Genomic DNA, 12,191 nt, shown 5'->3' on the forward strand with positions numbered 1-12,191 from the left:
CTCCTATGAGGAACGAGCACGGCAGGGCCTCGGGCGTGATGCTCGCGCGCGTCGGTCAGGCCGGCGCAGTGGACCGCGCCAGCGTGTAGAGGATCTCGGAGGCGGTCACCGGGTCGATGTCGGTCGGGTGGCCGCCGCCTGCGCCTGGCGAGGCGTAGTCCGCGGTCGGGGACAGGCGCACTGAGCGGACGGTCTGGATCTGCGCGGAGTCGACCCTGCCCATGTACGCCTCGATCCCCGGGTCGAGGCTGACGACGACGTACCCGCCCGCCGGCAGCGGGCGGTGGAAGCCCGGCTCGACCCACACGCCGTTCGAGTTCCCGCGGCGCCAGCCCCACCACTTGGCGAGACCGAGGACGCTTCCGGATTTGATCGTCGCGCCGTCGAAGCGGGTGATGCGGCCGCTGCGCAGCTCGTCCTCGGTGAAGTCCATGACCGGACGGGCGAGCTGCGCGAACGGCTGGACGATCTCGTAGTCGGCGAAGACCTCCGACCAGGCTGCGAGCCGCTCCCCCAGCGCGACCGGATGCGCCACGCGGACCTGCGCCGCCTCCGGCAGGGTCCATTCGTCGTCCTCGACGTCGGTGAAGGTCCGGTCCTCGGCCAGGCGGAAACCGGTCGGTCCGTCGGCGGTCTCGGCCAGCCACACGAGCCGCCGGGTCAGGTGGCGCATCAGCGGATGGTCGGCCAGGAACTCGCGGAACTCCGCGGCCGTCCAGGTGCGGCCCGCCACCATGGCGTGCTCGAGCCGGCGCACCTGCTCCTTCGCGACCGCGGCCAGGTCCTTCTTCAAGTGGGAGAACCGCTGGTAGGCGGCTTCGGCCGCCGCGGCGTCGTCCTGCGCGCCCGGCTTCGGCAAGGTCTTGAGCGCCTTGCCGTTCGCATCGGTCACGAACGGCTTCAACCGCTCGTCGAACCCGACGGTGAAGCGCCGCGGCCCGTAGTCGAGGACGAGGCTGGTCGCGTCGTCGAGGCCGAAGTCGGGCACGATCCGGTCGGCGAGCTGCTCGGTGGTGAGGCCGAGCCGCTCGGCGACCGCCTCGATCTGCTCGCCGGCCTCCTGCTTGAGGGCCTTGAACCCGACCTTCCGGGCGATGGAGTCGATGGCGCGCAAGGAGGTCTCGGAGCCGATCGCCCCCAGGATCCGGAGCCCGGTGACGGCGCGCTTGTGCTGGCGCTCCCCCGGCCAGCGCCGGACCAGCGCCGTGAGCCGGCGGACGGTGTCGTCGTCGGCGAAGCGGGCGAGCTGGGTGAAGGCCCACCCGTCCTTGGACGGGGAGTCCGCGTCCGTCCACAGTTCGAACAGCTTCCAGGAGAAGTGCGTGAGGGATGCGGCGTCGCAGGTCTCGGTGATGACGTCGACGCCGGGGTACGGGAGTTCGAGGGTGTCGAGGGCGAGTGCGGTGGTCAGGTGCTCCACCGCCGCGGCCGGCAGTGCCGCTTCGCGTCCCTTGAGGAGCACTTGCGGAAGCATGGCGGGGGCGGCCCAGGCCGGCGGCTTGGGGATCTTCGCGTCGAGCGGGTCGAGGGGGTCGGTGGTGACGAGCGCGCCGATCGCTTCGGCGGCGGCCTCGCCGTACGGTTTCGCGGCGGCCGTCACCGGCTCGGCGCCGTGGAAGGCGCGCAGGTGGCGCAGTGCGGCGAAGGCGGCCCGGCGCAGTCCCGCCTCGCCGCCGAGCGCGTCGGGGACGAGCAGGTGCGCCGCGGCGTCGGCGTGCCGGTCGAACCAGCGCTTCGCGACGGGTGCGAGGGTCTTGGAGCGAGCCAGCCATTCGGCGGCGATGCGGGCGGCGTCGAGGCTCTGGATCGGGATGAGGACCTCGGCGTTCGAGGTGCGGCCCTTGAGGAAAGGGGTGACCCGGTCGACGACTCGCGGCCCGAACCTGCCGAGGAGCCGCTTGAGCTCCCGGCCGTGGACGTAGTCGGAGGCGCTGCCCTTCCACCGGTCGAGCAGCGGCTCGGCGTGCTCGATGTCGGCCCAGGCGAGGAAGGTCATCAGGTAGTCGTAGTCGGGGCGCTGCTCGAAGAAGTCGAGCTTCCGCTGGAGGCTTTCGCCTTCGTAGCGCGCATAGGGGTCGTCGTCGCCGATGGTCGCCCAGTGCCGCTGTTCGTCGGCGTCGGCCCAGACGACGCGGGCCTCCAGGGAGGGCGTGAGGCCGTCGATGACGACCGGCTTGCGCCGCTTGGTCTTCCACGGCGGGTCGACCAGGAGCGGCGGCAGCGTCTCGGCGGCGGCCTCGGGCACCGAGTCCGAGGTGTCGAGCAGGGCGGCGAGTGTCTCGCGGGTCGGCTCGTCGATCTCCGGCAGCGCGGCGAGCAGGGCCGGGGAGGATCTGACGATGTCGGCGAGGCGTGCGCGGGTCCCGGTCTCGGCGGCGCGGGCGGCCACCACGCGGAGCATGCGGTGGGGGAACCGCTCGGCGTGATCCATGACCGCGGTGACCACGCCGGGCAGCTCGGGCTTGTCGAGGAGGAAGGCGGTGGCCTCGTCGGAGGGCATGAGCCCGATCGCGGTGATGACGGCGTCGCGAGCGGGCTTGGTCATCCGCTCGAAGCCCCGGCCCACGGCCTGGGTCAGCGCCGGCAGCGCGTCGGGCCCGAACCCTTCGACGAGGGGGGCGAGGGTGCGCTCGCTGGTGTATCGGGAGTCGAGGCGGTGCCCCTCGATGAGGTCCAGACGATTCAGGCCCGCCGCGATGGTGCAGGACACCCAGTCGTCGGCGGTGTGGTCGCGCCGGGCCGCCTCGGCGGCGTCCGCGATCCAATCGGCCTCGGTCGGCATCAGCACTGCGGCGCAGATGCGCCGCCGGTTGTCGGTGCGGCGGGCGTCGACCGCGGCGACGGCCGCCCGGTACTCGGCTTCGGGCGCCGACGCCAGGAGCGAGCAGAGGCGGGCGGCCGCCGGCAGGTCCTCCATCCAGATCCGCCACGGGCGTTCGAGTCTGCCTTCGGAGATGCGGCGGTCGTCGGTCGCGTACGTCCGGTTGTAGACGATCGCCGCCTCGATGAGGGCGGCGGCGGCGAAGGGGAGGCCGTGGTCGGCGATCCAGGCGTCGAGGTGCTGGAGCCGGGCCGCGGTGGGGATCGTGACCGGGATGTACTCGTGGCGGCGCCGCTTGGTGGTCTCCACCAGGTGCATGACCGCGGCCGCTCCGAGCGGGTCCGGCCGGCCTTCGAGGTGGGCGGCCGCCGCCGCGGCGACGCCGTCGTCCTGGGATCTGGCGAGCCACTGGTCGAACAGCGGCCGCTTCTCGGCGATCCGGTGCGCCACCGCCTCGGAGGCGCCGGGGTCCACTGCGGTGTCGAAGGCGGTGTTCTCGAGGTCGTGGCCGCGCCGGGGCAGCACGTGCCGCCGCCATTTCGCGGGGAGGCTGAGGCGGTCTTCGTCGGGGCGGCGCGTCTCGGGCAGATTCATGACAGGAAGTTTAGAGAGGACGGCCGACATCGATCGCGCGCCGCGTTCGAACGGCGATCCCTTTGGGCGCCTTCGCTATTGGACATCACGCAGCGGGTTCGCACCGTCACCGCGAACGGGTGGGCACTCGGATGGACCGGCGGTCTCCGGACCGCGCTTCCAACGGATTCCAACGGGTCCTTCCGATCCTGGGCGCCGGCCGGTGCAATGGCGTTCGTCCGCAGTGCATCTGTTCCGTGAACCAGAGGAGAGCCATGTCCGAGCGGCCGGCGCGGTACCGCGATGTGCTCGCGGTCGGCGAGTTCCGGGTCCTGTGGCTCGCCCAGGTGCAGTCGCGCATCGGCGACCAGTTCGCGCGCGTCGCGCTGTCGCTGCTGGTGTTCGACCGCACCGGATCCGCGGGGATCACCGCCCTGGTCTACGCGATGACGCTGCTGCCGCCGCTGATCACGGCCCCGCTCCTGGCGGGCATCGCCGACCGGTACTCCCGGCGCACCGTCATGGCCGCCACCGAGCTGTTCCGGGCGGCCGTCAGCGCGCTGATGATCATCCCGTCGCTGCCGCTGCCGGTCCTGGCCGCCCTGGTCCTCCTCGTCACCTGCCCGCAGCCGCTGTTCTCGGCCGCCCGTACGGCGACCACGCCGCGCGTCCTGCCCGGCCCGCTCTTCCCGGTCGGGCAGGGGCTCATGACCGCCACCGACAACATCGCGCAGATCCTCGGGTTCACCCTCGGCGGCGCGCTCGTGGCCGCCACCGGCAGCCCGCACCTGGCCCTGGCGGTCAACACCGCGACGTTCGCGCTCTCGGCCCTGCTCCTGCGCTGGGGCCTGCGCCCGCACGTGCCGGATCCCGAGCCCGGCGGGCGGTCGGGCTCACGCAGCGGTTTCGCGCTCGCCGGCATCCGGTACGTCGCCGCCGACCGGCGCCTGCTCGGGTTGGCTTCGCTCACTTGGATATTCGGGTGCTTCGTGGTCCCCGAGGCGCTGGCGGCGCCCTACGCCGCGCAGATCGGCGCCGGTGAAGCGGCCGTCGGCTGGCTCATGGCCGCCGATGTCATCGGGGCGGCGGTCGGGACGTTCCTGGTGGCCCGGTTCCGGCCGGTCCTGCGGCGCAGGCTCACCGTCCCGCTCGCGGCCGCCACCGGCCTTCCGCTGGTCGCCACCGTCGCCGTCCCGGACCTGCCGCTGACGGTGGCGCTGTGGACGCTCTCGGGCCTGCTGGGCGCCTACATGACCCTGGCGCAGGTCGCGTTCACCGAGCGCGTGCCGGACGGCATGCGCGCCAGGGCGATCGGGTTCGCCGCCGCCGGCCTCCAGACCGCCCAGGGGCTCGGCATGGCCGTCGCCGGCGTGCTCGCCGAGGCCGTCACGCCCGCGGTCGCGATCGCCGTCTGCGGCGCGATCGGCTCGGCCGCGGCCCTGGGCATCGGCCTGTACGCGCGCATCGGCCGCGACCCGGCGGCCGTTCAGCCTCCCGCGGCCGCGCCACTCGCGAAGGCGGGCGCGGCCGCGGTCCCGACGAGCGCCGAGAGGAGGGATTGACATGCGCGACCGCGAATACCGCAGCAGCCGGGAACGGCGCCGGACCCCGGCCGAGTGGTGAGCCGTCGGCGCGAGCCGGCGGCGACGCCGCGGCCCCCGCTCCTCGACACCCGGGAGCGGGGACGCGGAAGCCGGGGCCCGGCCGTGTCCGGGCCCCGGCGCGCATTCGGACGGGATCACGTTCCGCAGCGTCTTCAGCGGTACTCGCGGTCGCGCATGGCCGCTCCTTCCGTTCGGTCGGACGGATCGCCGTCCGCTACCAGTCGTTGCCGGGCGCGGCGCTCGAGCGCCAGTGGTTGTCGCGCATGGTGGTTCCTCCTATTGCCAGTCGTTGTCGCGCACGGTGATTCCGCCTATTGCCAGTCGCTGTCGCGCACGGTGATTCCTCCTAATGCCAGTCGTCGTCTTGCATGTGGTGCCACCTAATGCCAGTCGTTGTCGCGGCGGTGGACCGCCCACTCGTCGTCACGACCGGCGACGTTCCAGTCGTCGTCCCGGCCGGCGGCGTTCCAGTCGTCCTCGCGGACGGCGCGGTTCCAGCCGGTGTCGCGGCGGTGTTCGCGATCGCGCATCGCCGTCTCCTTTCCGTTCGGATCCGAGGCGGCGAACCCGGACCCGGTGGGCCGGCGCCGCCTCGACGACCCGATTGAACCCGCGAGCACGCCCGGTCGGGAAGGACCGGTTGGAATACGTTGGAAGCCAGAGGACACGGGGCCGGACCGGAAGCGAGGTCGTATGAATCCCGGAGAAGCGGACACCGCCGCGCGGCTCGCGGCATGGCTGGCCGCCCACATGGAGCGCCACCGGCTCACCGCCGACGAGGTCGCGGGCGAACTGCGCGTCGGCGCCGGCCTGGTCCGCGCCTGGCTCTCCGCCGCGGGGCGGCGGGCGCCGGTCGAGGCCGGCGAGTTCGACCACCTCGACACGCCCGTGAAGCTCGGCGCGTGGCTGCGGGCCAGGATCGCCGATTCGGGCGCGACCGTCCGCGAAATCGCGGAGTCCACTGAGGACGTGTCGCTGAGTACGGTCTACAACTGGCTCAAAGGCGAGCACCTTCCTCCCCCGCCCGCCTCGGACGAGCCCGACCGGTTCGACCAGCTCCTCAGCAACCCCGCGCTCGGCCTCACCACCCCGCAGCGGGTGCAGCTCGACGAGGTGCGCCGCCGCCTCACCGGCACCTCGCTCAGCGTCGAGCCCGCCGCCCCGTGGGAGTCCCGGGCGCTGCCGGCCGCGAACCGCGCGTTCACCGGCAGGCGCCTCGCACTGCGCCGGCTCGACCGGCTCCTGAACGAGCACGCTCGCGGCGCCGGCGTCCTCGCGCTCATCACCGGCATCGGCGGAGTCGGGAAGACCGCCCTGGCCGTCCAATGGGCACGGTCGGCGCAGGTGCGCGCCACCCTTCCCGACGGCTGCCTGTACCTCGATCTGAACGGCTACAGCGCGGCCGCCCCGGTCGACCCGGTCACCGCGCGGCTCCGGCTGCTGTACCAGTCCGGGGCCGACCCGCGCCGCCTGCCGCCGGACCCGGAGGCGCAGGCCGCGCTGTACCAGCGGATGCTCACCGGCCGCCGGCTGCTGCTCATGCTCGACAACGCCCACAGCGAACCCCAGGTGCGTCCGCTCCTGCCCACCGAGCCGGGCTGCCTCACGGTGGTCACCAGCCGCAGCCGCCTGCCCGGCCTCGACGTCACCAGCTCGGGGCTGACGAGGCTCGACCTGGACGTGCTCACCGAAGCCGAGGCCGCCGCGCTGCTGCGCGAACTCCTCGGCCGGCTCGCCACCAAGCACACGCCCGACGAGGAGGTGCGCGCCCTCGCCGAGCAGTGCGGTCGGCTGCCGCTCGCACTCCAGATCGCCGCGGCCAACTACCTGACGCACCACCACCCGCAGCGGCGGACGCTCGCCGAGTACACCGCCGAGCTCGCCTCGGACCGCTTGGGCGAGTTGGCGGTCGGCCCGTCCGACCCGATCACCGCGATGACCCCCACACTGGACCACTCGCACCGGCGCCTCAGCGCGGACGCCCAGCGCGCCTACCGGCTCCTCGGGCTCCACCGGGCACCCGACTTCTCCGCCGCATGGGCCGCGAGCGTCGTGGCCGAGCCGCGCGATCGGACGCTGGCGCTCCTGCGCGAACTCGTCCAGGCCAACCTCCTGGCCGTCGACCGGCGCGGCCGGTACGCCTTCCACGACCTCCTCCGCGAGCACGCCGCGGCGCTCGCGCACCGGTTCGAGGACGAGGCCGAGCGGCACGCGGCGATCGGGCGCGGTCTCGACCACTGGCGCCGCAGCGGCGCGGCCGCCACCATGGCCGCCGAACCCGGCCGCGACCCGATCGACCTGGGCCCCGCCCTCCCCGGCGTCGCACCGGAGTCGTTCGGCGACTACGACAGTGCCGCGCAGTGGATCGCGGACGAGTTGGAGGGCGTCCTCGCCGCCGCCGCGCACGCCGGCGAGGCCGGCTTCGACGACTACGTGTGGCAGCTCGCGTGGTGCTCCTCGAACCCCCTCGGCCAGCGCGGCGAGTGGAACCGGCAGATCGAGCTCGGACGGCTCGCGCTCGAGGCGGCCCAGCGGACCGGGAACACCGAGGCGATCGCGCGCAGCCACCGCTACCTCGCCCACCCGGCGATCCTCGGCGGGCGGCTCGACGAGGCCCGCGAGCACCTGCGTCTCGCGCTCGACCTGCACCGCGCCGACGGCGATCCGGCCGGGCAGGCGGCCGTCCACCACAGCCTGTCGTACATCGAGGAGCATCTCGGCGACTACGCCGCGGCCCTCGGCCACTCCGAGGCCGCGCTGGCGATCGACCGCGAGCGCGGCTTCCGGGGCGGCCAGGCCCGCGCGCTCAACGAGATCGGCTGGCTGCTGGCGCATCTGGACCGGGTCGAGGAGGCGCTCGCCCCGTGCCTGGAGGCGCTCGCGATCTTCGAGGAGCTCGGCGACCGCGGCAAGGCCGCGCACGTGGCCGACAGCCTCGGCTACCTGCGCCACCGCCTCGGCGACCGCGCGGGGGCGCTCGCGGACTACGGGCGGGCCTTGGAGGAGTTCCGCACGCTGGAGCGGCCGTTCGAGTCGGCCGGGACCCTCGACCGGATCGGGGACGTCCATGCCGACGCGGGGGACGCCGGTGCGGCCGAGGCCGCGTGGCGGGAGGCGCTGGGCCTGTATGAGGACCTCGGCCATGCGAACGCGGATGCGTTGCGCGCCAAGTTGAGGGACACCGGTGCTGACGTCTGACCCGACGTCGGCGAGGAGTGTCCGGCCACTCGGCCGGAACGCGACGTCGCGGTCGGACGCCGACCCGAGTTGACAACACCTTGTCAATATGACAGAATATTGTCAACCGAGTGAAAGAGTCAGGACGATGACGCAGTACGTGCACATGGCGGTCTACGACACGCTGGCCGACTGGGAGGTCGGCTACGCGACGGCCCACATCAACAACGGCGACTGGCAGCGCGAGCCAGGACGGTACGAGGTCCGCACCGTCGGCGCGACCCGCGAGCCGATCCGCACCAAGGGCGGCCTGACGGTCGTGCCGGACCTGGCGCTCGATGAACTCACCGCCGAGGGCAGCGCCATGCTGATCCTCCCGGGCGCCGACACGTGGCTCACAGGCGGCAACGCGGACTTCGCCAAGCGGGCGCGGCAGTTCCTCGACGCGGGCGTCCCGGTAGCGGCCATCTGCGGGGCGACCGGCGGCCTCGCCGCCGAAGGGCTGCTCGACGACCGCAAGCACACCAGCAACGCGGCCGAGTTCGTGGAGGCGTTCGGATCCAAGGGGACCGAGCTCTACTGCGACGTCCCGGCGGTCACCGACCGGGGACTCATCACCGCGTCGGGAACCAGGCCCGTCGAGTTCGCCCGCGAAGTGTTCGCCGCCCTCGAGCTGTACACGCCCGAAGTGCTGGACTCGTGGTACAAGCTCTACGGCCTCGGCGACCCGGCCGGGTACTACGAGCTCATGGGCGCGGCCGCGTGAGCGAGCGCCAAGAACTGCTGTCGGGCATGGCGGTCACCGTGTTCAAGCTGAACGGCCAGTTCCTCCACGTCGCGGAGGGACTGGCCCGGCCGGCCGGCCTGACCGCAGCGCACTGGCAGGTGCTCGGCGCCGTCCTCAGGATGCCGCTGCCGGTGGCCGGCATCGCGCGGGAGATGGGCATCACCCGCCAGGCCGTCCAGCGCATCGCCGACATCCTGGCGGCGAACGGCATGGTCGAGTACCTGCCGAACCCCGCCCACCGCCGCGCGAAACTCGTCGCGCCGACCGAGCAGGGCCGGGAAGCCGTCCGGCGCATCGGCCCCGCGCATGCCGCGTTCGCCGACCGGCTCTGCGAGGCGCTGGGCGACGAGTGGGCCGCCGATGTCCACCGCCTGCTGCGGGAGCTTTCGATGACCTTGGACGCCTTGGCGTCAGAGGAGGATCCGGCCTGAGAACACACACAGGAGGCACTGCGGATACGCACGATCACGATCGCACTACGGACCGTGGTGCTCGCCGCCGCCGGAGGCCGGCTTCCGGTCCGAATCGGGCGATGAAGCTCTGACCTGCGGGTTGTTCCGGCCCGGCGAGCCGGTTTCGCGAGATAGGATGGGGGTAGGAACGTCGCCTTCAAACTGCGGGAACGCACGGACGGTCGCGCAGATTCGAGCGCGCACACGATCGCATCATGCGTTCCTGACCGAACAGATAGGACTGCATGTGCTGACCCCGACCCCGAACGTCATCGTCTGGCCCGGCCTTAGCGACATTGTGCCTTCTCGCGCGCGGGTCCTGCGTGACGCGTTCCGCGGCCGAGGGTACACCCTTTCACTGTTCTGCATCGCGAGCTGTGACGTAGTCGCCGAGATGACCTCGACCGAGTCCGGTCAGGTCTCGGCCGCGGTCGGGTCCAGCACCAGCGGTTTCACCGCCGTCGACCCCGAGGTCTTCGCCGCCGAGGTGGCGGACTTCATCGAACGCGAAGTGGCCAGCGCCCGACGCTGACCGCACCGCCCGCAGCGCGACGCACGCCCGCCGTGATCCACCGGATCACGGCGGGCGTTTCGCCGTCCGGGATCCGAGCGGCCGCTGAGTAGGGTGTCGTCTGCCGTTCGGGACCCCCATGGAAGGCGATGATGCCGATGCGTCGCATCGCGATTACGCTGCTCGTCTGCTCGCTGCCGCTGACCGCCTGCACTGACCGCGAACCGGAGGCCACGCCGGACGACCTCGCCCGGATCGAGCAGACGCTGGTCAACGGTTCGGAACTGTCGTGGGAGCTGGTGCAGGCCGAAGCACGGGTCGCGGGCCGGTGCATGGAGGACCGGGGTTTCGCGGTCCATCACCCCTTTCTGCTGCACGGGGGCATGTATCCCGACCGGTTCGAGGGGTTCGCCTCTCCCTACAGCCGCATCCCCACCGTCGCGCAGGCCGAGGAGTTCGCCTTCGGCCAGTGGGTCTTCTACACCGAGACGCCTGCGGCCGAAGCGATGCGGTCCGATCCGGACTATCTCGCGTTCGTCGCCGACGACATGGGCTGGAGCGACCCGGCCGAGGACGCGGCCCACGAGGAATGGCAGGCCCAGGAGCAGGAGTACCGGGACGCCTGGGAGGAGGCGTTCTACGGACCCGAGCGGTACGCCTTCAATCAGGCGATGGGCGAGGCGTACGAGGCCGATCCGGACGCGGAGTTCGAGCCCGGCCCCCAGCCCCCGTTCGGCGGGTGCGAGCTGGAGACGCTCGAGTTCGTCTACGACGGGCCCGGCCACCGCGAGACCGACGGGGAGGACGTCTGGTTCAGGCCGCTGCCCGAGACGCCGCTGACCTGGGTCGGCGACGGCACCGTGTACGAGGAGCTGTCCGCGCGATACGCCGACCAGGAGCAGGACTTCCTGTTCTGCGTCGAGGACCGCGGCTACGGGGAGTGGGAGTTCGACGGTCTCGGCTGGTTGCCGACCGCGTTCTACCTCCAGCAGCTCTACGCCCCGGTGCCGGACGGCGAGGGCGGCCCGGAGATCCCGCCGCTGACCGATGGGGCCGAGGACGCCGCCGACCCGGTGGCGTACGAGTTCGCGATGGCGCTGGACTTCGCCGGGTGCGCCGCCGAGTCGGGATTGCGGGACGGGACCGAGGACGCCTGGGCCCGAATGTATGTGGAGCGGTTCCTCGATCGCGAGACCGAGATCTACGCGTGGGAGCAGGAGATCCGGGAGTACCTGGCGAACGCCCAGGACCACCTCGCCGGAGGCTAGGCCGGGCGGCCGGCCCGGTCGGCGGCGGCGCGCAGCCGCTCGGCGAAGCGGCGGAATCCTTCCACGAAGGGCTCGGGGGCCTCGATCGTGAAGTCGGCGTCGAGGAACGCGAGTGCGACGAGCGGCCACTGCCAGGAGTCCAGCCGCAGGGCGACGCGGGTGCGGCCGTCGTCGAGGGCGGTCAGTTCGACCGTGTCGTGGCGGAACGCGTCGGCGACGGGCTCCGGCGGGGCGTCGACGGTGAACGCGACCGGCGAGCGGTTCCTGCCGATGCCTTCGGTGAGGTAGTCGGTGGCGGGCGGGGCGTGCCTCGGCTCGAACCGGGTCGTGGACAGGCGCAGTCCGGCGATGCGGTCGGTGCGGAAGACCCGCCAGTCGCCGCGGTCGAGGTCCCAGCCGAGCAGGAACCAGCGCTGCAGGTGGTGGATCTGCCGGTGCGGTTCGACACGGCGGGACGACACCGCGCCGTCCCTGCGCTCGTAGTCGAAGGCGACGACCTGGCGGGCCGCGATCGCGTCGGCGAGCTCGGCGAGACTGCCGGCGCTGGTGCTCGGGGCCGGGACGCCGCCGGTCTCCAGGCTGGCGCGCAGCCGCGCGATCCGGTGCCGGAGGCGCTTGGGCAGGTACTGGTCGACCTTGCCGTAGGCGCGGGTGGCGGCCTCGTCGACCGAGCCTTCGTCGGCGCTGCCGGTCGCCGCGAGCGCGGCGAGTCCGAGGAGGACCGCGATCGCCTCGTCGTCCTCCAGCATGAGCGGCGGCATCGCGGTGCCGGACGTGAGCCGGTAGTGGCCGCCGGGGCCCGGCCGGGTCTCGACGGGGTAGCCGTACTCGCGCAGCCGATCGACGTCGCGCCGCAGCGTGCGCGGGCTGACGCCGAGCCGCGCGGCGAGTTCCCCGCCGGCGAACGAGCGGCCGGTCTGGAGCGTCGCCAGGAGCGAGAGCATCCGGCGGGTGACATCGGGCATGCGCCAAGTGTGCCGCAAAACGCGGTCAGGAAC

9 protein-coding genes are annotated in these 12,191 nt (G+C 72.8%); 6 read left to right on the forward strand and 3 right to left on the reverse strand.

Annotation, left to right across the window (positions count from 1 at the left end):
• Positions 1–55 precede the first annotated feature (55 nt).
• Positions 56–3,415, reverse strand: a complete 3,360-nt coding sequence (locus GFD30_RS09980) for a DUF4132 domain-containing protein (RefSeq protein WP_153025030.1) — start codon at positions 3,413–3,415, stop codon at positions 56–58.
• Between the two features lie 254 nt (positions 3,416–3,669).
• On the opposite strand from GFD30_RS09980, the gene GFD30_RS09985 reads away from it, so the two are divergent.
• Complete coding sequence (locus GFD30_RS09985) at positions 3,670–4,956, forward strand: MFS transporter (RefSeq protein WP_194201915.1); 1,287 nt, start codon at positions 3,670–3,672, stop codon at positions 4,954–4,956.
• Positions 4,957–5,378: 422 nt separating this feature from the next.
• Here the strand turns inward: GFD30_RS09985 and GFD30_RS09990 are convergent, their stop codons facing one another.
• Entirely contained in the window at positions 5,379–5,528 is a 150-nt protein-coding gene (locus GFD30_RS09990; protein WP_153025032.1) for a hypothetical protein, read from the reverse strand.
• Positions 5,529–5,691: 163 nt separating this feature from the next.
• On the opposite strand from GFD30_RS09990, the gene GFD30_RS09995 reads away from it, so the two are divergent.
• The 5 genes from GFD30_RS09995 to GFD30_RS10015 all read left to right on the forward strand — a co-directional run bounded on the left by GFD30_RS09995 (position 5,692) and on the right by GFD30_RS10015 (position 11,193).
• Entirely contained in the window at positions 5,692–8,196 is a 2,505-nt protein-coding gene (locus GFD30_RS09995) for a tetratricopeptide repeat protein (protein ID WP_153025033.1), read from the forward strand.
• A 127-nt stretch (positions 8,197–8,323) separates the two neighbouring features.
• Entirely contained in the window at positions 8,324–8,941 is a 618-nt protein-coding gene (locus GFD30_RS10000) for a type 1 glutamine amidotransferase family protein (RefSeq protein ID WP_153025034.1), read from the forward strand.
• A 26-nt stretch (positions 8,942–8,967) separates the two neighbouring features.
• Complete coding sequence (locus GFD30_RS10005) at positions 8,968–9,393, forward strand: MarR family winged helix-turn-helix transcriptional regulator (RefSeq protein WP_153025082.1); 426 nt, start codon at positions 8,968–8,970, stop codon at positions 9,391–9,393.
• 268 nt (positions 9,394–9,661) lie between these two features.
• Positions 9,662–9,946 (forward strand): hypothetical protein, encoded by a 285-nt coding sequence (locus tag GFD30_RS10010; protein WP_153025035.1) that lies wholly within the window; start codon positions 9,662–9,664, stop codon positions 9,944–9,946.
• A 131-nt stretch (positions 9,947–10,077) separates the two neighbouring features.
• Entirely contained in the window at positions 10,078–11,193 is a 1,116-nt protein-coding gene (locus tag GFD30_RS10015; RefSeq protein WP_153025036.1) for a hypothetical protein, read from the forward strand.
• Here GFD30_RS10015 and GFD30_RS10020 read toward each other — a convergent pair.
• Complete coding sequence (locus tag GFD30_RS10020; protein WP_153025037.1) at positions 11,190–12,158, reverse strand: helix-turn-helix transcriptional regulator; 969 nt, start codon at positions 12,156–12,158, stop codon at positions 11,190–11,192. The two genes, GFD30_RS10015 and GFD30_RS10020, sit on opposite strands and share 4 nt — an antisense overlap.
• Between the last annotated feature and the right edge of the window lie 33 nt (positions 12,159–12,191).

The organism is Glycomyces albidus (assembly GCF_009451885.1).
Classification (GTDB): Bacteria; Actinomycetota; Actinomycetes; order Mycobacteriales; family Micromonosporaceae; genus Glycomyces; species Glycomyces albidus.

Coding starts and splice junctions, on each gene's coding strand:
- GFD30_RS09990 (WP_153025032.1), bottom strand. CDS start 5,528: ATGCGCGATCGCGAACACCGCCGCGACACCGGCTGGAACCGCGCCGTC.
- GFD30_RS09985 (WP_194201915.1), top strand. CDS start 3,670: ATGTCCGAGCGGCCGGCGCGGTACCGCGATGTGCTCGCGGTCGGCGAG.
- GFD30_RS10015 (WP_153025036.1), top strand. CDS start 10,078: ATGCCGATGCGTCGCATCGCGATTACGCTGCTCGTCTGCTCGCTGCCG.
- GFD30_RS10005 (WP_153025082.1), top strand. CDS start 8,968: ATGGCGGTCACCGTGTTCAAGCTGAACGGCCAGTTCCTCCACGTCGCG.
- GFD30_RS10020 (WP_153025037.1), bottom strand. CDS start 12,158: ATGCCCGATGTCACCCGCCGGATGCTCTCGCTCCTGGCGACGCTCCAG.
- GFD30_RS10000 (WP_153025034.1), top strand. CDS start 8,324: ATGACGCAGTACGTGCACATGGCGGTCTACGACACGCTGGCCGACTGG.
- GFD30_RS09980 (WP_153025030.1), bottom strand. CDS start 3,415: ATGAATCTGCCCGAGACGCGCCGCCCCGACGAAGACCGCCTCAGCCTC.
- GFD30_RS09995 (WP_153025033.1), top strand. CDS start 5,692: ATGAATCCCGGAGAAGCGGACACCGCCGCGCGGCTCGCGGCATGGCTG.